Below are 22,818 nucleotides of genomic sequence, written 5' to 3'. Positions count from 1 at the left end.
ACGGCCGTTCGTCATGCATGGAGCACGAAGCGACGCCCGAGCGCGGGGACGGATCGGCGGGGTTCCTGGTTCGAATCGATTTTAGCGCCGACAGCGGGAAAGAGCATACGCGATCCCCGCCTGGAGCGTGCTCCGCGTGGGGACCTTCGCGCCGAAGTCGATGTCGAGCTTCACGAGCGCCTGCGCGACGTCGCCCCGGATACCGGTGATCACGACCTCGGCGCCGAGCAATTCGACCGCGCGAACCGTGTCGAGCAGGCGGCTCGCGACGTGGGTGTCGACCACACGGACGCCCGTGATGTCGATGATGAGCGCGCGCAAGGGCCGCTTGCTCGCGCCTTCGAGCGCGACGCGCAGGAGATCCTCGGCGCGCCCGGCGTCCATCGCGCCGATGAGCGGGATCACCATGACCTTGTCGGTGATCGGAACGAGCGGCGCAGAAAGCTCGGCGAGGCGCGCGCGCTGCATTTCGATCATCGCCTGCTCGAACGAGGCGCGCTCCGCCTCGGCCTTGGCGCGGCGCAAAAGCTCGGCCTGAAGCCCGTCGTTCGCCCGCGCGAGGTCGTCCGTCCGGCGCCGCACGTCTGCGAGGAGGAGCGCATTCTCGAGGGCGATCGCCGCCTGCGACGCGAGGAGCGAGAGCAGCTCGACGCGGTCCTCCGAGAATGCGTCCTCGACGAGGCGATTTTCGAGATAGAGGACGCCCGAGAGGGCGTCGCGGTGGACGAGCGGCAATCCGAGGAAGGAACGGGGCGCAGCGAGGCCGAGGTGCGAATCGGCCTCGAACGGCGTGCCGGCCGCGCCGCGACCCATGACGACCGGCGAGCGCGTGCGCGCGACGTATTGCACGACGCTCGGCGCAACGCCGGAGGCTCCGGCGAGCGGGCGCATGGCGCCGACCTCCGCGCCGTCGACGGTCAAGCTCGCGCCGATGAAAAGCTCTCCTTCACGCGCGAGGACAAGCACGGCGCGGTCGGCGCCCGCGACCTCGAGCACCGTGCGGAGGAGGCGTTCGAGCAGGCGATCGAGGTCCATTTCGCCGGCAATGGCCTGCGCCGCCCGCACGATGGCCATGGCGTCGAGCGACCTGCCGCCGCGCGAGGGGCGATCGGTGACGCGCGCCGGTTTGTCCGCGGGACCGCTCCCTCCCTGTCCGGACGATGTGCCTCCGAAGACGTCGGGGTGCCGCGCTTCGAGGTCACGCACCTTCGCAGTCGCGCCCCAGCGCGCATACGCGCGCATCGCAGCTTCGAGGTAGGGGCGCGAGAGCTCGTGCCGCCCGCGGCTGGCGTAATAATGCGCCGCACGCTCGGAGGCGAGCGCCTCATGGTGAACGAAGCCGTTTGTCCGGGATGATTCGATCGCCTCGTCGTAAAGCTCGCGGGCCTCGCCATGAAGCCCTTCTGCCGCGTGAATCTCCGCGGAGATGAGGCGATGCAACGGGAGACAGTTGTCCGGAAAAAGCCCGAGCCAGGCACCGAGCTTCGCGTGGTACGGCGCGAGGCGTTCTTTCAAGCGCGCGCGCTCGGCCTCGTCCGCGCCGGCGAGACGCACCGCGAATGTGAGGGCGACGAGGAAGGTGGCGAAGGTCTCCAGATAAAGCCACATACCCGCGGCCATCTGCCCCTCGGTGCGCTCGGCCCATACGAGCGCGCCGTCGAGATCGCCGTGGAGCAAGCAGAGCTGCGTCCGCAGGGCGTGGTGCATACACGCCGCAAATCCGAAGTTGCGTTCGATTGTCGCGACGAACGACGCATCGTCGAACGTCTCGCCGTCGAACGAGGCCGGCGCCCGGGTGCGCCCGTCGAGGGCGGCGAGCATCCGACCGAACGCGGCGAGCGTGTATGTGGCGAGCGGATCCCGCACGTCCGGCAGGATCACCGTGGCCTTGGCCCAGGCCTCGCGCACCGAGGCGAGGGGCTCGCCCGCCCAGTACCGCAGGGCGACGCCGAGGTAGAGCGAATACGAGATGTACGGGACGTCGCCCATTCTGAGGCTATGGACGAGCGCGCGCTCGACGAACGGGAGCGCGCGCCGGACGGGCAAAAAAGGCGTGGAGCACGCGCCGAGGGTCCAGGATGTCCTGCCGCGGAGCGCCGGGTTTTCGATGCGATCTTCGAGCAGCACCGCGAGGTCGAAAAACGCCCGCGAGGCTGGCCCGTCGCCGAGGATCATCGCCAGCATGAGCGCGTAACTGGCATACGCGTACGACGCGACGTCGGCATGGCCGTGCTCGACGCAAGCGGCGACGAGCCGCACGATGACGACGAGGTAAAGCGCCTGATCGGCGATGTACGTGGGCGGGACGAGCGCCGTGAGCAGATCGAGCTGCGTGACGACACGCGGATCCGCGATGCGCGGGGCGCGGGCGAGGTCTACCGGCGTGCGCCCGCCGACGAGGCGCGCGATATCGGCGAGCGCCGCAGGGAGCGAAGCAGCCTCGGCCCCTCGCTCAGGCAAAAGGACGCCGAGCTCGGACAAACCTTCTCGCCCGGCCGCAATGGCATCCATGTACCGGCCGCGCGAGACCTGGAGGGCGAGGCGCTGCCCGTGCACGCGCGCGCGTTCGAGCGGCGTTCGAGCGTGCGAGAGCGCCTCGGAAAAGAGCGCCTCGGCGCGTTCGGCGTGTCCCTCGATGTACACGCATTCGGCCCACGAGGAAAAAAGCACGAGGGCAAACGCGGGATCGGTGGCGAGCGCGGACGCCGAGAGGAGCGCAGCCGAGGCGTCGTAGAAATCGACGGCGACGCGGAACGCAGCCTGCGATTGCGCCTTGCGGCCCGCCTCGAAGAGCAGGTGCGCGACGGAGAGGCGTTCGTCCCCGTCGTCGAGCAGGGAGGCGCCTTCACGAAAATGGTGGGCGATCTCGAAGAGACGATCGCCTTCGGCGCCCGTCTCGGCGCGCATCCCGCGGCCGATGGCGAGGTGCACGCGCGCACGCGCGTCCCCTTTGAGCAGCGCTCGGGCCGCCTCACGCACCTTTTCATGCACAAAATGGTACGTGCCGGTCCCCGGGACGATCATCCCCAGATCGATCGCCTCGGCGAGCGGCTCGGAGAGGTCGGCCTCGGGTGCGCCGAGGATCACCAGGAGTTTGTTTTGCTCGAATCCCTGTCCCAGCACGGCCGCGGCGGCGAGGACGCGGCGCGCCCCGGGCGAGAGCTTGCTCAGCCGGTCGGCCACGAAACGGGCGGCGTCGTCGGGAATCGGCACTTCGAGGATACGCCGTTCGTCCCAGCAAACGGCGTTCGTCGTGGGATCCCGATCGACGAGGCCTTCGGAAAAGAGGGCGTCGAGCACGTGCAGGACGAGAAATGGATTGCCGCGTGCTTTGCGGTGCAAAAGGCGCGCAAGCGCCGCGACCTCGTGCTCGGCCACGGAGAGGACGTCCGCAATGATACGCCCGACGTCCTCGGGTTCGAGCGGGCCGAGGACGATTTTTTGAAGGGAGACGCCACGCGAGGTGATGGATTCGAGGAAGGCGCCGAGCGGCCGCGCGGGTGCCGTGTCCTCCTCGTGCGCTGCGCCGAGGACGAGCAGACGCGAGAGGCCTTCGTCGGCGAGGACGTCGGCGAGAATGGCGAGCGTGTCGGCGTCGGCGTGATCGAGGTCGTCGAAAAAAACGGCGACGAGGGGCCAGTGCTCGCAGAAGACCCGAAGGAAAAGGCAAACCGCACGCCCCACGCGGCGGCGCGCCTCGGCGGCCCCGAGATCGGGCAGCGATGGAGATGGCCCGAGGACGAGGGCCACAACGGACGCGAGGTCTTCGAGCAGCGCGCCCTGACCGTCGAGGGCCTCGAGGAGACGCGCGCGGATCGCATCGAGGCGTGCTTCCGGCTCGGCGAGGGCGCGGCGCGCGAGGGCCGTGACGACCTCGGCGAGGGGCGCGCGGGGCGCGGCTCCTTCCTTGGGCTTCGTCGCGACAAACAGGCCGCCCTGGTGGATGATTTGCTCACGCGCCTCGGCGACGAGCGTGGATTTGCCAGAGCCGGCCGGGCCCACGACGAGCACGAGCTCGGGCGCGCCCGCCATGGCTCGCCGCGCGCATGCAGCAATCGCGCGGGCCTCGGCCTCGCGGCCGAAGGTTTTGTCCCAGATACGCCGATCGTCGGGGCCGTCGCGGGTACCGAGGGGAAACGGCGCGGCGGCGGGGCCTTCGCGCAAGAATCGTTCGAGGTCGAGCGCGAGCGCGCGGCCCGTCTGGTATCGCGCCGCGGGCGCCTTCGCGAGGAGCTTCTGCGTGATGTCGGAGAGCACGCGCGGGACAGCCGCATCCCGCTCGTGCGCGGGCACGGGCGCGCGCGCGAGGTGCGCGTGGGCGAGCGCCAAGGGATCGGCGGAGACGAACGGCGGCGCGCCCGTGAGCATTTCATAAAGAATGGCGCCGAGGGAATAGAGATCGGCGCGCCCATCGAAGCCACGGCTCGTGCGCCGCGTGCGCTCCGGGGCTGCATACGCGAGCGAGGACTCGCGGACCGGGCCACGCCCATCGGCGCCGCTGCGAGGGCCGGCGTCGGCGAGGAATGCGTCGTCCGACGCGGGCTCGACGAGGATGGTCGCGGGCGAGAGATCACCGTGCGCGCGGCCTGCGCGATGAAGCTCGTCGAGCACGAGGGCGAGCGCGAGCGTGACGCGCGCGGCCACCTCGGGGGTTTGCATTCCAGACGCGAGGAGGGCGGCGAGGGTCGATTGTCCACGCTCGTCTCCTTTCCCCAAGCGGCTCATGCCGAGTCGTCCCTCCGATGTCGTTCGAGTCGCAGCACGAGATCCCCGACGAGGCCCGTCCAGCCGGTCTGGTGCGAGGCCCCGAGCCCCTCGCCGGTGTCTCCGTGGAAGTATTCGTAAAAGAGGAGGTTGTCCCGGAAATGCGGGTCGAACTGGAAGAGGTCGGAATCGCCATACACGGGGCGCTTGCCGTCGGGTCCGCGCTCGAAGAGGGCGACGAGGCGCGTCGCGATCTCGTCGGCCGCCTCGCGGAGCGTGCGGGGCCCATGCGTGCGCGTGGCGGGAATACACAAAACATCGCCGAAGCCGTGGTCGAGACGGAGGAGCGAGCGATAAATCATGTATGCCGTGGGCATCCAGACGGGACCACGCCAGTTCGAGTTCCCGCCTTTCATGCGGCTCTTCGATTCCCCCGGCTCGTAGCTCACCTCCAGCCGGCGTTCGCCCTGCCAAAGGACGACAGGCCGTTTCTGGTGCTCCTTCGAGAGGGAGCGCGGGCCAAACGGCGAGAGGAACTCGTCCTCGTTGAAGAGGTGGCCGAGGACGCGTTCGAGCTTGCCGGGCGGGACGGCCGTGAGGACATACCGGCCGTCGGGGCGCTTGACGAGGGCCTCGGCGAGATGGGGTTTTTTCCCGAGGAACCACTCCATGCGGCGACGGAAGTTGTCCAGCTTGCGATAGACCTCGGGGCCGATGACGTGCACGGCGAAGAGGGGAATGAGGCCGACCATGGAGCGCACGGGCAGGTGGTGGGGCTCGCCGTGGACCGTGAGGATGTCGAAGTAAAACCCCTCGGCGTCGTCCCAGAGCGGGATCTCGGGTGGCTCGGCGTGGTGGAAGGTGTAGGCGATGCGGAGGAAATGCTCGAAGAACTTGCTCGCCGCGTCCTCGTACGCGGAGTTTTCCATTGCGAGCTCGAGGGCGATCCGCATGAGGTCGATGCAATACATCGCCATCCACGCGGTGGCGTCGGCCTGTTCGAGCTTCATGCCGGGCGGCGGCGGCTCGCTGCGGTCGAAGACGGAGATGTTGTCGAGGCCGAGGAAGCCGCCCTCGAAGACGTTGTTTCCCTCGGCGTCGCGCTTGTTCACCCACCAGGCGAAGTTGATGAGCAGCTTGTGGAACATGCGTTCGAGGAAGAGCCGATCGCCCTTCCCGCGCTGCTTGCGCTCGATCTTGTAGAGTTGGTAGGCGGCCCAAGCGAGGATCGGGGGATTGAGGTCGCCGAACTCCCATTCGTAGGCCGGAACCTGGCCGTTCGGGTGCTGGTACCACTCCTTGACCATCAGCTTGAGCTGGTTTTTCGCGAGGTCCATGTCGATCGGCGCGAGCGCGAGCGCATGGAAGGCGAGGTCCCAGGCCGCGAACCAGGGGTATTCCCATTTGTCGGGCATGGAGATGACGTCGGCGACCGAGAGATGCCGGAAGTCCTTGTTCCGGCCGCGGAGCCGCTCGGCCGGCGGCGCGATCGCGTCGCCGCGGAGCCAGACGTCGACGTCGTAATGGTAAAGCTGCATGGACCAGAGCAAACCCGCGGAGGCCTGGCGCTGGATCGCCCGACGCTCGTCGGACATGTGCGGGCCTTGCATGGCCAGGTAAAACGCGTCCGCCTCGGCCTTGCGTTTCGCGAGGAGCTCATCCGAGCCCTCGAACGGAGCTCGCTCGGGCTCGGGGCAAAGCCGCGCGCGGAGAACGACACGGCCCCCGGCGGGTACATTGAACACGCGCCACGCCGCCGCCTTCGAGCCACGTCCGGCGGGGTTTGTCTTGGATTCGTCGCCGTGGACGACGCGCGCGTGGAAGGCATCCTTGACGTAAGGCGTGCGCGAGGGCGAGCCGAAGAGGCGCTCGGTGTTGGTCTCGTTGTTCGTGAAAAGGAGGGTCGTGTCGTCGCCCTCGATGTAAAGATGGAAGGCGCCGAGGTCGTGGTGGGTGCAGCGGAGGGAGGCGAAGCCCTCGCCGCGTTCGCCTTCGTGGATCTCGGGCGGCGCGACGACGATTTCGTCCCACGACCAGGTGTTGCGGAACCAGAGGTGCGGCAGGACGTGAATCGGGGCGTCCTCGGGGCCGCGGTTCTCGACGGTGACGACCATCAAGATGTCCTGGGGCGCGCGTTTCGCGTATTCGACGGTGACGTCGAAGTATCGACCCTCGTCGTAGAGGCCGATGTCCCAGGTCTCGAGCTCGGGTTCGTCGCCGCCGCGCATTCGATTCCCCGCGACGAGCTCTTCGTACGGATAACGGCGCTGGGGATATTTGTAGAGGAAACGGAGGTAACTCGACGTCGGGGTCGCGTCCTCGTAATGGTAGACCTCCTTGACGTCCTCGCCGTGATTGCCCTCGGGGCCGGTGACGCCGAAGAGGCGCTCTTTCAGAATGGCATCGCGGCCGTTCCACAGGGCAAGCGCGAGGCAGAGGATCTGCGCGCGATCACAGATCCCCGCGAGGCCGTCCTCGTTCCAGCGATAGGCGCGGCTCCGCGCGTGATCGTGCGGGAAATACCCCCAGGCATCCCCGCTCGCGCTGTAGTCCTCCCGGACGGTGCCCCAGGCGCGATCCGCGACGTAGGGTCCCCAGTCCTTCCAGCGAAGAACACGCTCGCGCGCCTGGGCGAGTCGATGGTGCTCCTCGGTTTTCCACGCCTGCATGCCTCGAACATATCAGGGTTCGAGGCACCCCCAAGCGCCCGAGGCACGATCATTCGGTGCGCTGGATGATGTGAAATCCGTAAGCGGTCTCGACAACCTCACTGATCTCGTTGATCTGGAGCTCGAACGCGGCGTCCGAAAAGGCCTTGACCATGGCGCCACGCTCGAACTGGCCGAGATCCCCGCCGCGATCGCCCGCTCCAGGCTCGTCGGAGCACTCGGTGACGACCGACGCCCACGCCGCGCCCGACCGCAACGCGCGCAGGCACTCCTGCGCCTTCTGCTTCGCCTCGTCGCGGGTGCGGGTGACGTCCTCGGGGCGCTGCTGGGAGCGCTGGTGCATGACGAGGATGTGGCGCGCACCAATACGGGTCGGCAGGCGGGCGAGCCGCTGCCGCTCGCGCTCCTCGACGGCCTCGCGCTCGGCCGCCCGCGCAGGGCCGATCGTTTCGAGCCCGCCCCCCGTCCAGTCCGGCCCTGTGGCGAGCGAGGTGCACGCGGGACAGACGAACGCGAGCGCGAGGAGAACAGAAACTCGGCCAGCGAGGGCTGCCATGGGGCGGGAACGTGGACCAGGGGCCGCGAGCGCGCAAGGGGGTTCGGGGCGTAGATCGGTCGGCTTGTCCGAGCGTAGCCCCGAGCGTCGAAAGGCTCGGGGAGTAGCTCGGCTTGTCCGAGCGTAGCCCCGAGCGTCGAAAGGCTCGGGGCGTCGTCTGGTACGATGACGGGGTGCCGCTGCTCGATGTGGTCCTCGGCTACGACTGCAACCTCGCGTGTACCTACTGCACGATCACCGAGGAGATGCGGCGTCGCGCGCTGTCGACGGAGCAGGTGGCGCGGGAGATCGATCGGGCCGCCACACGAGGCTTCCGCGATGTCGCGTTCACCGGCGGCGAGCCGACGATCCGGAGCGATCTGCCGGCGCTCGTGCGGTACGCGAAGAAGCGCGGGTTCGAGCACGTGAAGGTCGCGTCGAACGGCCTCAGGTACGCGCACGCGCCGTACCTCGCGCTGCTCGCCGAAGCGGGCGTGGATCAGTTCCACGTGTCGATGCACGCGCCGAGCGACGCGGCCTACGAGGAGACGGTGCAGCGCGAAGGAACGGCGGAGCTGCGGCGAAAGGCGATCGAGAACCTCGTCGCGCGGGGGCTCGATCCGATCGCGGATCTGATCCTGAAGGAGGACACGTACCGGGACGTGCGCGCTTGGGTCGAGGGGCTTTTCGCGCAGGGGATCCGGCATTTTCGGTTGTGGCTCGTGTCGTTGACGGATGGAAACCGCGCGAACGTGGACCAGCTCCCGCGGCTCTCGGACGTGGCCGCGAAGGCGCGCGAGGCGTTCGAGGCGGCGCGGGAAGGTGGCTACGAGGTGCACGCGCTGCACATCCCGCGGTGCTTTTTGCCGGGGTACGAGGATCACGTGCGGCACCCGGGCGCGGACGTCGTGCGGGTCGTGACGCCGGACGAGGTGTTCGACCTGAAAAACTCGCGCCTCACGGGCGGCGTGAAGCCCGCGGGTTGCGAGGGCTGTCGGCACTTCGAGACGTGCCCGGGGCTGCGCCCGGACTACGTGGAGCGGCACGGCGCAGACGAGGTGCGCGCCGTGCCTGCGTGATCAGCCCTTGGGGTCGTGGTCTTCGCCGTGGTGCGGGCCGCCGCCGGGCAGGTCGAGGTCGTCGAGGCCCGCGAGGACGGAGAGCGAGATGGGGTGATACGGCGGCCGCGGGGTGATGGGCTTGTCGACGTCACCGCCGCGCTCGTGTACGAGCCGCGCGCAGAGCGCGAGGCACCACTTGCCCTGGCACCAGCCGGTCCCGAAGCCCGTGTACCGCTTGACCGACTCGATGTCGCGGTAGCCACGATCGAGGGCCGCTTCGAGCTCGTGGAGCGTCACGTCCTCACAGCGGCAAACCAGGGTTTTCATGCACGAACCTCTCGCGGGATGGTAGCGCCCCCCCGGGGGGATCGGCTATATGGGGCGCATGCCTCAGAAACCGCAGGTTCGTGCCAAAGAGAAGGTCCGCCAGACGCGCAGGCTCGCCCGCTGGCGCGCGAAGAAGGCTGCCGAAGCCCAGACGCAGGCGCAGCAGAGCCCCGCGCAGAAGTCGGCGTCCTGAAGTCACGTCCGTGCCGTGCGTCCCGCGCGCACGGCACCGGACGGACATTTTCGACGGCACGATCCACGAAGCGCGCGTGATCACGCCGCGCGCCGGAGTTTCATTCCATCTCGCCGCTGTCCACCTCGACCTCAGCCTCGGTCGTTTCGGACGCGTCGGGCAGCGCTTTGCCCTTCTTCCGCTCGGCACGGAGCGTGGCCATTTCCGCGCGCGACGGGTTGATCACGAGGAAGCCGTGATCCGCGTCGAGCAGCGCGACGTCGCCGGGGGACGCCCACTGGAAGAGGCCCTCGACCTGCGTGATCGACGGCAAGCCGAGCAGCCTCAAGAGCACGGGCGTGCGGGGATCCGAGGCGCGCTCGCTGAGCACGACGCCCACAGGATGCGTGCGCGCCGAGACGACGAGGTCGAAGACGGTGAGCCGATCACCGATGAGCACCGCCTTCGTCGGAAGCTCGGCGCGCGCGTCGGGCGACGCGAGCATGACGAGCGCATCGCAGAGGTCCTCCATGTCGCGCGCGCGCTCTTGCAGGAAGGGATCTCCAACGATGCCATTCGCCGCGCGCACGCCCTCGCGCGCGACGAGGCCGAGCGCCTGCGCGACGCCGTGGCCCTCGGCGACGAGCTCGGACGCGCGCTGACGAAGCCGCAGGTCGCCGATCATGAGCTCGTACGTGGAGAGGAACGCCGCCTCGCGCGAGAGCCCGAGCTTGCCCGCGCGGGCGACGAGCGCCGAGAGCGCCTTCTCGGCCGCGCTCCACGCACCACGGAGGAGCTTCGGATCCTCGCCCGTGGCCTTGCGGTGCGGCGAGGTGGCCGGGCGGCGCAAGGCCGCGACGGCGCCGAGCGATCGTCCCGGGACCGAAGGGACGCCGGGGAGCGTGACCTTGCGCGTGCCGCCGCCCGTACGGCGAAGCTTCTTGTCGCGTAACTCGCGGAGAACCTCGGCATGCCGGATCGCCGAGGCGATCGGCGCGGTGAGCGCGACGAGGAGCCGAACGTCGCTCGGGCGGTAGGCCCTGTCGCCCGAGCGCTGCACGACGATCGCGCCGAGCACGCGGTCGTGGCCGAGGATGGGGACGGCAAGAAAGACGGGGTAACGGTCCTCGTCGATGAACGGAAACGCGCGCCAGCGCTGATCGCCGGGCGCCTTCACGACAGCGACGGGCCGCCGGGTCGCGACGGCCGTCCCCGTGAGGCCCTCGCCGACGGACATGCGCACGGTGCCGCGCGCGCCCACGGGAAACCCGACATTGCCGCGAAGGACGAGCGCGTCGCCGTCACCTTCGAGCAGGTAGAGCGAGACGATCTCGGCCTGGACGATGGCAGCGATGCGCTTCGGGGCCTCGTCGAGGAGGACCGAGAGCGGCATCGGTTTGGCCACGAACGAAACGAAGTCGAGGACGCGGTCGAGGCGAACCTCGCGGCGCACTGGGTTCTGCGACTCCGGCGGCGGGGGCAAGGTCGAGACGACCGGCGTCACCGCGGGGTCGTTGGCGAGGACTTCGTCGGAGGGACGCGACGGCATTCGGGCCGTACCATACCAGGAGGGACGGTCTTGGAAAGCGGTCGCAAGAGGTCCCGATCATGCGCGGGACGGGCGCAAGTCCACAGGCCCATCGAGGGGCGGGCGCTGCATCGCGCCGAGCGGCGAGCAGCGCGCAAACGGTGCGCGTTCGAGGACGACGCGCGCAAGAGCACCGTCGTCCCACGCGCCGACGGCCGTGACGAACGGGGCCCACGGGGCAAGGAGCTTCGGCGCTTGTTCGGGCGCGAGCGCGACGACGTGAACGACGCGCGCAGCCGGCGGCAAGACGAGCGCCCGTGGGGAAGGATCGAAGCCGACGGCGTGCGAGGGGCGCGCGAGGAAGAGGCCGATGGCCTCCATGGAAGCGCCATACAGCGTGATTTCGGCAGCGAGCGCGGGGTCGAGGGGGCCGCGCGGGACACGCTCGGCGGCGCGGGCGAGGGCAGCGTCGAGCGCTCGGACAAACCGTTCCGCGTGGGGTTCTCCTCCCTCGACGAGGACGAAACGCGGAGACAAACAGCCGCGTTGATCGAAGGGGACGACGTCCCACGCGAGGGCCTCGGCAGCGGCGTCGAGCGCGGCGTCGGCACCCACGATCGCGAGACCGATGCCGGTGCCATGTCCCCGCACGCAGACACCTGCCGGAAGGCCTCGTGTGACGGCTTCGATCGAGGCGTCCGAGCCATAGACGTGCAGCTCGTCGCCCGGCGCGGGTGCGATGGTGGAGGCGCGCGTGAGGGAGGCGTGGTGCGTCAGGACGAACGCTTCGTCGGCGGAGAGCGCGCGGACGAGGAGGTCGGTGACGACGGGATCACGGCGCGAGGGACGCACGACGATGTCAGGTGAGGTCGCGGCGGCAAGCACGAGCGCGCGGAGCGGCGCGGTGCAAACGTTGGCCGCGAGGACGACGTGGCAGCGGGGCGCGCGGCCCGTGCGCACGAGCAGCGTGTCGATCTCGGCGTCCGTCGGCTGCGTCTCCAGGTGCGCGGAGAGCGCGAGCTCGACGCCCCTCGGATCGAGGCCGGTGACCTCGGGCAAACGCGCCCGCGCCTCGGCGCCGAGCGGATCGTTCGGATCCTGAATGCGCCTGCCCGCGGCGATCACGCGGAGGACACGCGCCCTCGCTTCGGCCTCGGCGCTCATGACGAACCGCGCGAGAGAACCTCGTCGATCGCGAGCGAGCATCCGCGCGGCGTGGCGCCCGGCGCGCGGCCGAAGAGCTCGACCCCCTCGTCGGTCACGCGCCCGAGGTCCGACGTCTGGATCGCCACGGACGAGTCGACGTTCGCGAGATCGACGAACCGCAGGATGCCCGTCTCGCCCGGCGAGAGCGGCGCGAGCGTCGTGGGCTCGCAGGCGGTCACGCGCATCCACGGCGGCGGCGCGTATACGCCATGCCGCGCCGGGGAACGAGCGCCGAGCGCGGCGGCGAGCGTGCCTTCATAGAGCTGGCTCGAAAGCTCGGTCATGCCGTACTCGCCCACGATGTGAGCCTCGGGGACGGCGAACAGGGATGCCATCGCGCGCCGGAGCTCGGTCGGCTCGACCTCGCGCGAGCGACCTTTGAAGCCGCCGGTCTGCATGACGCGGCTGCCCGGCGGGAGCGAGAGATCCCGCGCCCCGGCGCCGTCGAGCAGGTGCACGAACGCGAACGACGCGCCGAGCACGAGCGCGGGCCTGCCTGCGGCGCGTGCTTCGGCCGCGGCGCGCGTCACGCCGTCGAGGTCGAGCACGCCGCCGCGCACGTGGAAGCTCACAGGGCCACCGAGCTCGCGGGTGAAGAGATCGAGCATGAAGCCGAGCGACGAGTCGGCGACCTCCTCGACGGACGGCGCGAGCACGAGGACGCCGAGGTCTTGACGATCGGGCCAAAGCATCCGTTCGCCCCAACGAAGCGCGACGAGCTCGTACGTGGCGGTGGTGCGGAACGGGTGCTCCCCGCGCGCTTCCTTGCCCTGGGATGTGCCGCTCGTCCGAAACACGAGCGTGTCTTCGTCGGGCGCGTGCGCGGCGATGCGCGCGAGCCGGAAGACGTCGCAAGGCAGCGCGGGGATCACGGCAGCGTCACGCGCGCTCGCGAGGTCGATGCCTCGCGCGCGGACGAGGCGCCCGAGGGCAGGCACGTGCGCGGCCTGGAAGCGCGCGAGCGCGAGCGCGAGGTCGTCGAAGGGCTCGGGCGGCGCGCCGCGCAAGATCCCCTCGACGAACGCCTGCACGCGCCCATGCAGCGCTTCGCTCGTAGGCCGGACCGTCACGCGGCGATTCCTAGCAGGAGCGAGGCAAGGCCGCCAAGCGAGCGGCCTTCGTGCGAGCCGTCAGGCGAGCGACGCCTTCATCGCGTTCGCCGCCGCCGTGAGCTGCTCCTCGGCGATCGTGAGCGGCGGCGTCCAGGTGATCACCTCGCCCTTCTGACCGCCCGTGATCACCACGTACCCGGCTTCGAGCATGCGCCGCATCGTCTGCAAAGCGAGCGCCCCGCTCTCGAACGCGACGCCGAGCATCAAGCCCTCGCCGCGCACCTCGACGACGCCCGGCGCGCCCGCGAGCACCGCCGTGAGGTACTCCTTCGTTCGCGCGCCGATCTCACGCGTCTTGTTGACGAGCTGCCGGAACCGGAGCGAGTCGAGCGTGGCGATCGCCGTCGCGCACGCGAGCGGCGCACCCGCGTGCGTGGACGTGTGCACGACTTCGCCCTCGCGCGCCCACGCCTGCATGACTTCGTCGGCCGCGATGCACGCCGCGATCGGCAAGCCTCCGCCGAGGCCCTTGCCGAACACGAGCACGTCGATCGCAGCGCCCGTGGCCGTCGATCGCACCATCGAGCCCGAACGACCGAGCCCGGTCCAGATCTCGTCGGCGATGACGAGCGCGCCGTGCCGATGCGCGAGCTCGCAGAGGTCCCGCAAGAACCGCTCAGGCGGCACGATGATGCCGCCGCGGCCGAGGATCGGCTCGACCAGCACCGCGCCGACGTTGCCGGCCGCGAGCGCCTTCTCCACGGCGCCGAGGGAGCGATCGAGATCGCCCTCCGCCACGGGATACGGCGCAAACGAGACGTGCGGGTTGAGCTGGTGGTGGAACGGTTCGCGATAACTCTCGCGCAGCCCGAGCGCGGCGAGCGGCCCGTATCCGAGGCCGTGGTACGCGCCCTCGAAGGCGACGACGCCGGGTTTGCCCGTGGCGAGCGTCACCGTCTTCAGCGCGGCCGTGATGGCGTCACTGCCGCTCTGGCAGAGCAAGACGCGCGGCGACACGCCTGGATGCAACGACGCGAGCCGTTCGAGCAGCGCGACCTTGATGTCGGCGGCGTACACGTCGCCGAGCGCCTGGATGAGCCGATCGGACTGCGCCTCGATCGCGCGCGTCACGCTCGTCGCGCCGTGCCCGAGCAGGAGCGATCCGAAGCCGGCCACGAGGTCGACGTAGCGGTTGCCATCGACGTCGAACAGGTTCGCGCCCTTCCCCGAGGCGAGCACGATGGGCGCCATCTCTGCGCCGCTCGTCTCCTCGCGGGTCTTGCGCCGCGTGCCGAACGCCGGGCACTCGACGCGTTCGAGCCTGCCGAGGAGGCTACGCGACGCAGGGCCCGGAGGCGGCACACGGATCTCGGGGAGCTGATCACCCGTCAGTTCCTCTGCGGGGGCGGGAAACTCGCTCAGGGGCATGACGTTTCAACTAGCACGCACGAGCGCGGCGAGCAGCGGTGGACTGGACACGAGCGTCCCCTCGGAACCAAGGACCTCGGGGTTACGAGCACAGCCTGTTTCGGCCGGTCCTCTTCGCCATGTAGAGCTTCTCGTCGGCGCGCTTGATGAGGTCCTGCGCCGAGCGATCGCTCTCCTGCAGGAGTGCGGCCCCGAGGCTGATCGTCACCTTGATGCTGTCGGCTTGAAAAACGAACGCGTTGTCCGCGACCTTCTGTCGCAGCGTCTCACCGAGCGCGACGGCGCCTTCGAGCGAGGTCTCGGGCAGGACGATCGAGAACTCCTCGCCGCCGTACCGCGCGAAGACCTCGTCGCGGCGGATGCGCGACTGCACGACACGCGCGACCTCCTTCAGCACGTAGTCGCCCGCGAGGTGGCCGTGCACGTCGTTGATGCGCTTGAAGTGGTCGATGTCGAACATCAGGATCGACAGATCCCGATCGTGCCTGCGGCCGCGGATGATCTCGCGCTCGAGGGCCTCGTAGAGGTAGCGCTTGTTGTAGATCTGCGTGAGACCATCGATGATGGTCATCCGGTAGATCTCTTCGTGGTACTGCGCCTCGACGTCGGCCCCGGAGAGGAACTTGAAGATCGTCGGGCCAATCTTCACGCGGTCGCCGTTCTTCAGGACGACTTCGCGCGAGATCTGCTCGTCGTTGCAGTACGTGCCGTTCGTGCTGCCGTCGTCGACGACGACCCAGTAGCCGCCCTGCTGGCGGAACTGCGCGTGGCGCCGCGACACCGAGTCGCCGTCGAGGACCACCTGGTTGTCCGCGCCGCGACCGACCCGCGTCGGGTTGTGCTCGAGCACGAAGCGCTTGCCGAGCAGCGTCGGCTCCTTCGTGTAAATGACGACGAGGCAGTCGGTCCCGAGCCGAGGCGCCTCACCCCCACCCGGCGGGGGCTGCACCACCGTGGTAACGCGAGTCTTTTCGTCGAAGTCGTTCACGCGGTTTCAGCCCGGTCTGCCTGCTACTTCGGTTACGTCGGGAAGCAATCGAAGGGGGGCCCCTCGGAAGCGGCCCGTTCCAAGCTCAATCACCCGGATCCAGCCGATCTTCCAGCTTCAGCGTATCCATCCCCCCGCACAGGCGTCAAGGTGAATTCGATTACTGGGTTTCGTCCTTGCCGTGTCTCGTCTCCGGGGCCTGGTTGCCGAGGCTCCACGGCGAGGTTTGCGACATTGTTGTGCGGCGATTGTACGAATGCAAGGCGCGTGGCCCGGACAGCAGCGACGGACCCGTGCGCCCATACGACGCGAAGAAGCCGCTCAAGCCGTGAGGTCTCGCGCCGCGCTCGCGCGTAGCTCGCGTTCGGCCCGCGCGGGCCGCCGATCCGGCGTGCCCGACGGCAACGTCGCGAGCAGCCGGCCGTGGTCGAAGACCCACAATTCCCCGGGTTTGCCCTGCGTCCACGTCTCGTTCTTCGTGAGCGGCGCCGTCGCCACGACCGCCACGCGATCACGCGGCGTGGTCACGGCCGAGAAGTCGACCGCGAGGTCGTCGTCCGCGAGGTGCGCGAGGCCAAACGGCGCCTTTCGGATGATGTAGCAGAGCCGCGTGCCGCAACGGGCAAACAGGTGCCGCCCATCCCCGAGCAGGAAGTTGAACGTGCCGTCTTTCGCGATACGCGCGCCGGCGTCCGCCACGACCCGCCAGAGCTCGCTCGGCCTGCGCGGATAATCGTCGAACGTGCGGCGCAGCTCTTCGAGCAGGACGCAGAAGGCGTACTCGCTGTCGGTCGTGCCGATCGGGGTGAAGCGGCCGAGCTTGCGCTGGCGCACGCGCGGCAGCGTGCCGTTGTGCGCGAAGACCCAGTGCCGGCCCCAAAGCTCACGCACGAACGGGTGCGTGTTCGCGAGGCTCGTGGGCCCGCGCGTCCGCTTGCGGACGTGGCCGATCGCCAGCATCGTCTTGATCGGGTTTTGCCCGAGGAACCGCGCGAGCGGGCTCGCGCACGCCGACGTCGGTTCGAGGAACACGCGCGCGGCGTACCCCTCGTAAAACGACAGGCCCCAGCCGTCCGCATGCGGGCCCGTCTTCCCGCCTCGCTGGCACAAGCCAGAGAACGAGAAGACGATGTCCGTGGGGACGTTGCACTCCATCCCGAGTAACTCGCACATCTCCGCGCGCCTGGGAGTATAGGCGAAACTCAGCGCGCCGCGACGGCCGCTGCCGCCTCGTTCGCCTGCCGCACACAGTCGGGGATGCCGACGCCGTCGAACGCAGCGCCCGCGAAGTGGAGGCCGGGGAACCTGCGCGCGATGTCGCGGATCCGCCACACCCGCGCCGCGTGCCCCACGATCGGCTGCGCGTTCGCCTGCTCGTAGCGGAAAACGCGCGCGAGCATGGGCGCGGCGCGGATACCGAGGAGCGAGCCGAGCTCCTCACGCGCGAGCGACACGAGCGCCTCGTCGCTCGACGCGAGCGCGCCGGGATCCCGGTGCCCACCCACGAACACGCGCACGAGCGCCGCATCCTGCGGGGCGCGTCCCGCCCACTTGCTGGAGATGAACGTCGCCGCGAGGATACGACGCCGCTCGTCCTTCGGGATGACCATGCCCACCGCGTCGAGCGGGTGCGGGACGTCGGGCCGCGCGTACGCGAGGACGACGGTGCCCGTCGAGACATACGGGATGCCGCGGAGGAGCGCGCCGAGCTCCGCGTCGATCTCGCCGAGCGCGCTCGCCGCCGCGTGCGCGGGCGCCGCCATCACCACGTCGTCGGCCTCGATCGATTCGGTCTGCCCGTCCCGCGCGCCGTACCGCACGACCCAGCGCGAAGGGGCGTTCGCCTCCGCGGCGCTCGATCGCTCGACCGACACGACGGGCGCGCCCACGCGGATGTCGCCGCCCGCCTTCTCGATGCGCCGGGCGAGCGCCTCGATGAGCTCGCCCATGCCCCCGAGGAGCGAATGGAACGGGCTCGGCGGTGGTCCCTTCGTCGCCGGCTTTTTCCGGCGCTCGGCGAGCGCGCCGCGGATCAGGCTGCCGTAGCGATCTTCGAGGTCGGCGAGCTGCGGGAAGGTGCTGCGGATGCTGAGCAGGTCGACGTCGCCCGCGTAGATGCCGCCGAGCAGCGGCTCGCCGAGCACGTCGAGCGCCTCCGCGCCGAGGCGCCTGCGCAAAAAACTTCCGATCGACTCGTCGCCTTTTTCCCTCGGGCGCTGCGGCAAGACGAGGTCGAGCGCCATCCGGGCCTTGCCCGGCAGGCTGAAGAGCGGCGTCCGCGCGAACGGCAAGAAGCGCGTGGGCACTGCGAGCACGAGCCCCTCGGGCATCGTGTGCAGCGCGCCGCGGCGCGGGATGTACACGCGACGGTTCTTCGGCGTCGTCCCGATGAGCCGCTCGCCGAGGCCGAGCTCCTTGCAGAGATCCGTGGCGAAGGGCTTGGCGGCGACGAACGAGTCGGGCCCGCCGTCGATCACGAACCCGCCTTCGCGCTCGGTCTGGATGTTGCCGCCGAGCCGCGCCCGCGATTCGAGCAGCGTGACCTCGCATCGCGGACCTTTTTGCGCGGAGAGCAAGCGGTAGGCGACGACGAGCCCGGTCACGCCGCCGCCGACCACGACGACGCGGCGAGCCGTCACGCCGCGCCCTCGTGCCGGTAGGCGTGGATCACGTCGACGAGCGCCTTCACGTGATCGACCGGCGTCTGCGGCACGATCCCGTGCCCCAGGTTGAAGATGTGCCCCGGCCTGCCGGCGGCCTCCGCGAGCACGGCCCGCGCGCGCGCCGCGGCCACGTCGGGCGGCGCGCAAAGCAGGAGCGGATCGAGGTTGCCCTGGATCGCGTGATCGTAGCCGATGCGCTTCCACGCCTCGCCGAGCGGCAAACGCCAGTCCACGCCGATCACCGTGCCTCCGCAATCGCGCTGCGCTTCGAGCAGCGTCGACGTGTTCGTGCCGAAGTGGATCACCGGCACGCCCGTCGTCTCGATGCTCTGCAGGATGTTCTTCACGTGCGGCGCCACGTGCGTCCGGTAGTCCTCGGGCGAGAGCGCGCCGATCCACGAGTCGAAGAGCTGCACGGCCTGCGCGCCGGCCTCGACCTGCGCGTGCAGGTAACGCCGCACGACCTCGGAGATCTTGCTCATGAGCAACGAGAACGACGCGGGGTCGCCCCACATGAGCTGCTTCGTGCGGAAGTAGTCCGACGATTTGCCGCCCTCGACGAGGTAACTCGCCATCGTGAACGGCGCGCCCGCGAAGCCAATGAGCGGCGTCTTGCCGTCGAGCTCGCGCCGGATCAGGCGGATCGCGTCGAGCACGTAGCCGAGCCCTTCTTCCGGCTCGAAGACGCGCATCCGATCGATGTCCGCGCGGTCGCGCACCGGCGCGTGGATCACGGGGCCCTCGCCCTTCTCGAACGAGAACGGCGCGCCCATCGGTTCGAGCGGCAGGAGGATGTCCGCGAACAGGATGGCGGCGTCGACACCGAGCCGCAGCGGCTGCAGCGTGACCTCGAGCGCGAGCTCCGGCGTCTTGCAGATCTCGAGCAGCGTGTGTTTTTCGCGAAGCGCGCGGTACTCCGCCATGTAGCGGCCGGCCTGTCGCATGAACCAGACGGGCGTGACGTCCGTCTTCTCGCGACGGCAGGCGCGCAAAAACCGATCGAACATGGCCCAAACAGTGACCTCGGGCCCCGCCCGTGGCAACGACGAAGCGCGGCCCGCCGAAGCTCAGCGCGGCTGCTGTCCCGCGGCCTCGTATCGCTCCAGCAGGACCACGAGCCGCGCCGCGCCGAGGACGCCGGCCGGCAGCACGATGAGCAGCGTGCACGGCAGGAACGAGAGCAACGCGAGCCCGAAGCCGAAGCCCATCACGGCGCCGATGTTCCGGCGCACGAAGTCGATGCGCGCGCCCACGGGCACGCCGCGAATCGAGAGCGGGCAATCGCAGAGATCCCACGCTCCCCCGAGCGCCGCCACCGCGAGCTGGAGCGGGAACGCGACGACGCTCATCGGCGCGAAGAAGAAGCTCAGGAGGCCGAGCATGATGAGGATCGGCGCCGTGACCGCGAGCGCCACGAGCGACGACTGCAGCGCGCGCCACATGTCGTCGAGGAGCCCGACCTCAGGCCACGTGGGTGCGCCCATATCGGCTTCGGCGCGCCGCACCATCCGCTCGAGCGCGGGCCCCGAGAGCGGCTTCGCGACCGCGAACGAGGTCGCGAGCGCGGCCACGAGCATCACCACGACCGAGAGAACTTGCAGCACGAAGCCGAGCACCGTCCACAGCGCGCCCGTCCCGGGCTCCTTCACGATCAGCGCGACGAGCGCAGGCGCGAGCTTCACGCCGGAGATGCCGAGCACGATCGAGAGCACGAGCGCGATGCCCGTGGGGACGAGCGCGAGCGGCCAGAGATCCGGCGTGCGGAAGAGGTAGCCGTATCCGCCGAGCACCGCCTTGAGGCCCGCGCCGAAGCCGGGGCGTTCGAACGGGACGAGCGCTGCGGACGGGCCCTGGACGGGCGCGGCGGGGACGCCGGATGCATCGGGGGTGATCATTCGGCTACGAACGTCCCAGCGCGCGGGCATCTGGTCAACGGCTTCCGCGCGAGGCGCGCGCTAGGATGCCTCCCCTCGCCCATGGCCCCTGCCCCGACACGCGCGGCACCGATCGTCGTCCCTCTCCGCGAGGGCGGGCGCGTCGCCGTCGTCTCCGATCTGCAACGCACGGCCCTCGTCGAGCGCCTCTTCCGGCGCGCCGAGCAGAACGACGCCGAGCGGACGGGCATCCTCGCGGCGCTCACCGCGGCGCGCCCCGACGCCACGCTCCTGCTCGGCGATCACGTCTTCCTGGGCGCCTCGTCCAGGGCCTGGGCGTTTTTCGATCGGCTGGTCGAGCCGCTCCGCGCCGCGGGCGTCGAACTCTTACCAATCCTCGGCAACCACGATTGCTGGTCGATCGGGCCGCGGGGGCTCCGCCATTATTTTTCGCGTTTCCCCCGGCTCGAAGGGAGCCGGTTCTACACGGCGCGCCTCGGGCCCCTCGGCATCGTCGCGCTCGATTCGAACCGGCTCTTCATGCCCTCACGGCAATGGGACGAGCAATCGCTCTTTTACAACGAAATGCTCGCCCACCTCGACGCCGACCCGGACGTGCGGGGCATTCTCGTGCTCGTCCACCACCCGCCGTTCACGAATGGCACCGTCACGGGCCCATCGGCGCTCACCCAGCGCGCGTTCGTCCCTGCATTCTTCCGCTCCCGCAAGGCCGTCTTGATGCTCTCGGGGCACGTGCACGCCTACGAGCATTTCGTCCGGGAAAGCCGCCATTTCGTCGTCTGCGGCGGCGGCGGAGGGCCGCGGCATCGGCTGCGCCCGAAGGAGCGGCAGATGTTCCGCGACCTCTTCGACGGCCCCTCGATTCGCCCTTTTCACTTCCTGACCCTCGCGCCGGACGACACCGGCCTCGACGTGCGCGCCCTCGGCCTGGCCAAGGGCGCGACCCGTGTTTCACCGATGGATCAGTTCCGGATCGATTGGCCGGGCTGATCAGGGCTTCTGCACGTAGATCCGCGGCGCGCCGCCGAGCGTGAGCGAGATCTTGCCTCCGTCGGGGCTCAGCGTCTCCACGGCGCCGGTGTCGCCAAAATCGAGCCCGTACGACTCGTACGAACCCTCCGCGGCGAGCGAATACGACGCGCTCGCGGTCTCGTTGCCGCCCTTCGTGCGCGCCCACAACACGAACGCGCGGCGCATGTCGGGCAAGCGGAAGGCCGCGCCCCCGACCGTATCGGGCAAACCGAGCGCCGTCGTGCCCGTCTTGTCGAACAGCGCGCCTTCGAGGAGCTTGCCGAGCGTCCGGTACGCGCGACCCGCCTCGGTGCGCACGGCCTCGCTCGTTTGTCCGAGCTTCGACACGTCCACGTAAAGACCCATGTAATCGAACGAATTCGTGCTTGCCCCGACGGCCTTTCCATCGGACAGGCAGAACCAATCGATCCGCTCGATCCCCACCGTTTGCGCGGCCGTCATCACCTTCACCAGGTAATTCGGCGCGTATTCGGCTCCACCCGGCGCGCCGCCCACGGCCACGTGCGGCGCGCCGGTCTCCGTCACGATCCACCCCTTGCCCGTCACGCCCGCGTCCGTGAGCTTCTTGTCGAGGTCCGACTTCAGCTTCAAGAACCCCGTCACGCCCTCGTCCGAGCTGCCTGGCCCGAAGACCGGATAATAATGGAAGCTCACGACGTCGAAATACGAGCTGCCCGTCTTCGGATAGTCGTTCGTCACGACCCCGCCGGAGGGGTTGTCCGTGTAGCGCAGCACGGCCGAGAGGAAGTTCGGATACCCGATCCCGCCGAGCGCGATCCGCGCCTCGGGATCGGCCTTCTTTGCCGCTTCGAAGCTCACGCGCAGCATGCGCACGTAATCGTAGATCGACCCGCCGAACCGCACGAGCTGCTCCTTCGTCGGCGGTTCCGTATCCCACGTCTGCGTGACCTGCCAATCGGGGACCCAGTCCGGCTCGTTCCACACCTCCCACACGCGCACCCAGGGCTTGTACGTGGTCACGGTCTGGTACACGTACGAGCCCCAGTAATTGTTCGGGTTGATCGACCCGTCCCCATTGAAGACAGGCTCGTAGAGGTTCTTCGGAATGTAATGCTCGAGCTCCCAGTTCGGGGTGCCCGCCGGCGCCGTGGCGTGCTCGGGCGTGGGCACGCCGAGGAACGCCACGTGCTCGCCCATGCCGAGCTCCGCGTACCCTTTCATGTCCCCGACCTCGATGTCGTAGCCCCAGGTATCGAGGTGCTGCTCGGAGAGCTTCAGGCGCGCGCTGTTCGAGCCCGCCTCGTGCGACAGGAAGGCGAGGTTCTGGTCGTTCCAGCCAGGGTTCGGAAATCCATAATTGACGCCATACCGGAACGGTCCGCCGAGCGCGCCCCCGCCCCCGGCCCCGGATCCACCCGATCCACCGCCGCCCGAGGACGACCCCGAGCCGCCGGACGCACCGGCGCCGCCCGAGCCCCCAGATGCGCCGGACGCACCGGCGCCGTCGTCACCACTCCCGCCGCCCGAGCAGGCGGCGAGAGTGCAAAAAATAAACGCTGTCGCAAATGCAGGGCGAATCAATTGAAGCATGGAAAGT

General features: G+C 69.5%; 17 protein-coding genes. 3 read left to right on the top strand and 14 right to left on the bottom strand.

All coding sequences use genetic code 11. The features are described 5' to 3' along the window. Window positions 1-81: 81 nt before the first annotated feature. Genes QHF89_RS19630 through QHF89_RS19620 form a run of 3 tightly spaced genes read right to left on the bottom strand, consistent with a single transcriptional unit; the run spans window position 82 to window position 7,929 of the window. The gene (locus QHF89_RS19630) at window positions 82-4,725 is read right to left on the bottom strand and encodes an AAA family ATPase (RefSeq protein WP_136966435.1); all 4,644 of its coding nucleotides are present in this window, start codon (window positions 4,723-4,725) and stop codon (window positions 82-84) included. Continuing rightward, window positions 4,722-7,373 (bottom strand): MGH1-like glycoside hydrolase domain-containing protein, encoded by a 2,652-nt coding sequence (locus QHF89_RS19625; RefSeq protein ID WP_136966436.1) that lies wholly within the window; start codon window positions 7,371-7,373, stop codon window positions 4,722-4,724. Before QHF89_RS19625 ends, QHF89_RS19630 begins: the two co-directional genes overlap by 4 nt. Window positions 7,374-7,422: 49 nt before the next feature. Continuing rightward, the gene (locus QHF89_RS19620) at window positions 7,423-7,929 is read right to left on the bottom strand and encodes a peptidylprolyl isomerase (protein ID WP_136966437.1); all 507 of its coding nucleotides are present in this window, start codon (window positions 7,927-7,929) and stop codon (window positions 7,423-7,425) included. 173 nt (window positions 7,930-8,102) lie between these two features. Here QHF89_RS19620 and QHF89_RS19615 point away from each other — a divergent pair, with 173 nt between their 5' ends. Next, on the top strand, window positions 8,103-8,987 hold the full coding sequence (locus QHF89_RS19615) for a radical SAM protein (protein ID WP_284720702.1): 885 nt from the start codon (window positions 8,103-8,105) through the stop codon (window positions 8,985-8,987). On the opposite strand, the gene QHF89_RS19610 is transcribed toward QHF89_RS19615, so the two are convergent. After that, complete coding sequence (locus tag QHF89_RS19610; RefSeq protein WP_136966439.1) at window positions 8,988-9,296, bottom strand: (2Fe-2S)-binding protein; 309 nt, start codon at window positions 9,294-9,296, stop codon at window positions 8,988-8,990. 58 nt (window positions 9,297-9,354) lie between these two features. Between QHF89_RS19610 and QHF89_RS19605 the strand changes: the two genes are divergently transcribed. Continuing rightward, a complete protein-coding gene (locus QHF89_RS19605) occupies window positions 9,355-9,489 on the top strand; it encodes a hypothetical protein (RefSeq protein ID WP_284720701.1) in 135 nt (44 codons plus the stop codon). A 100-nt stretch (window positions 9,490-9,589) separates the two neighbouring features. Here QHF89_RS19605 and QHF89_RS19600 read toward each other — a convergent pair whose 3' ends face one another. The 9 genes from QHF89_RS19600 to QHF89_RS19560 form a co-directional block, all read right to left on the bottom strand. Further along, window positions 9,590-11,017 (bottom strand): GAF domain-containing protein, encoded by a 1,428-nt coding sequence (locus QHF89_RS19600; protein ID WP_284720700.1) that lies wholly within the window; start codon window positions 11,015-11,017, stop codon window positions 9,590-9,592. A 57-nt stretch (window positions 11,018-11,074) separates the two neighbouring features. After that, window positions 11,075-12,160 carry an acyl-CoA reductase gene (locus QHF89_RS19595; protein ID WP_136966440.1) on the bottom strand — a complete coding sequence of 362 codons (1,086 nt, stop codon included), beginning with the start codon at window positions 12,158-12,160 and terminating at the stop codon, window positions 11,075-11,077. After that, the gene (locus QHF89_RS19590) at window positions 12,157-13,272 is read right to left on the bottom strand and encodes a LuxE/PaaK family acyltransferase (RefSeq protein WP_136966441.1); all 1,116 of its coding nucleotides are present in this window, start codon (window positions 13,270-13,272) and stop codon (window positions 12,157-12,159) included. The genes QHF89_RS19595 and QHF89_RS19590 overlap by 4 nt, the downstream gene beginning before the upstream one ends. A gap of 60 nt (window positions 13,273-13,332) precedes the next feature. Then, the gene (locus QHF89_RS19585; RefSeq protein WP_136927074.1) at window positions 13,333-14,682 is read right to left on the bottom strand and encodes an aspartate aminotransferase family protein; all 1,350 of its coding nucleotides are present in this window, start codon (window positions 14,680-14,682) and stop codon (window positions 13,333-13,335) included. An 82-nt stretch (window positions 14,683-14,764) separates the two neighbouring features. Then, a complete protein-coding gene (locus tag QHF89_RS19580) occupies window positions 14,765-15,670 on the bottom strand; it encodes a GGDEF domain-containing protein (RefSeq protein WP_136927073.1) in 906 nt (301 codons plus the stop codon). A 321-nt stretch (window positions 15,671-15,991) separates the two neighbouring features. Further along, window positions 15,992-16,843 carry a class II glutamine amidotransferase gene (locus QHF89_RS19575; RefSeq protein WP_136927072.1) on the bottom strand — a complete coding sequence of 284 codons (852 nt, stop codon included), beginning with the start codon at window positions 16,841-16,843 and terminating at the stop codon, window positions 15,992-15,994. Between the two features lie 29 nt (window positions 16,844-16,872). Beyond that, on the bottom strand, window positions 16,873-18,309 hold the full coding sequence (hemG, locus tag QHF89_RS19570) for a protoporphyrinogen oxidase (protein WP_136966442.1): 1,437 nt from the start codon (window positions 18,307-18,309) through the stop codon (window positions 16,873-16,875). Continuing rightward, the gene (hemE, locus tag QHF89_RS19565; protein ID WP_136966443.1) at window positions 18,306-19,340 is read right to left on the bottom strand and encodes a uroporphyrinogen decarboxylase; all 1,035 of its coding nucleotides are present in this window, start codon (window positions 19,338-19,340) and stop codon (window positions 18,306-18,308) included. Before hemE ends, hemG begins: the two co-directional genes overlap by 4 nt. A 60-nt stretch (window positions 19,341-19,400) precedes the next feature. Next, complete coding sequence (locus QHF89_RS19560) at window positions 19,401-20,228, bottom strand: EI24 domain-containing protein (protein WP_136927069.1); 828 nt, start codon at window positions 20,226-20,228, stop codon at window positions 19,401-19,403. An 81-nt stretch (window positions 20,229-20,309) separates the two neighbouring features. On the opposite strand from QHF89_RS19560, the gene QHF89_RS19555 reads away from it, so the two are divergent. Further along, a complete protein-coding gene (locus tag QHF89_RS19555) occupies window positions 20,310-21,218 on the top strand; it encodes a metallophosphoesterase family protein (RefSeq protein ID WP_136966444.1) in 909 nt (302 codons plus the stop codon). Here the strand turns inward: QHF89_RS19555 and QHF89_RS19550 are convergent, their stop codons facing one another. Next, window positions 21,219-22,811: a hypothetical protein gene (locus QHF89_RS19550; RefSeq protein ID WP_284720699.1), complete on the bottom strand. Its 1,593-nt coding sequence runs from the start codon at window positions 22,809-22,811 to the stop codon at window positions 21,219-21,221. Between the last annotated feature and the right edge of the window lie 7 nt (window positions 22,812-22,818).

Source organism: Polyangium sorediatum, from assembly GCF_029946465.1.
In the GTDB taxonomy this organism is placed as follows: domain Bacteria; phylum Myxococcota_A; class Polyangia; order Polyangiales; family Polyangiaceae; genus Polyangium; species Polyangium fumosum.
This window is presented reverse-complemented; position numbering and strand designations above follow the sequence as displayed.

Excerpts from the sequence above, each read along its gene's own strand:
- QHF89_RS19630 (WP_136966435.1), bottom strand. The coding sequence starts at position 4,725 with ATGAGCCGCTTGGGGAAAGGAGACGAGCGTGGACAATCGACCCTCGCC.
- QHF89_RS19625 (WP_136966436.1), bottom strand. The coding sequence starts at position 7,373 with ATGCAGGCGTGGAAAACCGAGGAGCACCATCGACTCGCCCAGGCGCGC.
- QHF89_RS19620 (WP_136966437.1), bottom strand. The coding sequence starts at position 7,929 with ATGGCAGCCCTCGCTGGCCGAGTTTCTGTTCTCCTCGCGCTCGCGTTC.
- QHF89_RS19610 (WP_136966439.1), bottom strand. The coding sequence starts at position 9,296 with ATGAAAACCCTGGTTTGCCGCTGTGAGGACGTGACGCTCCACGAGCTC.
- QHF89_RS19605 (WP_284720701.1), top strand. The coding sequence starts at position 9,355 with ATGCCTCAGAAACCGCAGGTTCGTGCCAAAGAGAAGGTCCGCCAGACG.
- QHF89_RS19600 (WP_284720700.1), bottom strand. The coding sequence starts at position 11,017 with ATGCCGTCGCGTCCCTCCGACGAAGTCCTCGCCAACGACCCCGCGGTG.
- QHF89_RS19595 (WP_136966440.1), bottom strand. The coding sequence starts at position 12,160 with ATGAGCGCCGAGGCCGAAGCGAGGGCGCGTGTCCTCCGCGTGATCGCC.
- QHF89_RS19585 (WP_136927074.1), bottom strand. The coding sequence starts at position 14,682 with ATGCCCCTGAGCGAGTTTCCCGCCCCCGCAGAGGAACTGACGGGTGAT.
- QHF89_RS19575 (WP_136927072.1), bottom strand. The coding sequence starts at position 16,843 with ATGTGCGAGTTACTCGGGATGGAGTGCAACGTCCCCACGGACATCGTC.
- hemE (WP_136966443.1), bottom strand. The coding sequence starts at position 19,340 with ATGTTCGATCGGTTTTTGCGCGCCTGCCGTCGCGAGAAGACGGACGTC.
- QHF89_RS19560 (WP_136927069.1), bottom strand. The coding sequence starts at position 20,228 with ATGATCACCCCCGATGCATCCGGCGTCCCCGCCGCGCCCGTCCAGGGC.
- QHF89_RS19555 (WP_136966444.1), top strand. The coding sequence starts at position 20,310 with ATGGCCCCTGCCCCGACACGCGCGGCACCGATCGTCGTCCCTCTCCGC.
- QHF89_RS19550 (WP_284720699.1), bottom strand. The coding sequence starts at position 22,811 with ATGCTTCAATTGATTCGCCCTGCATTTGCGACAGCGTTTATTTTTTGC.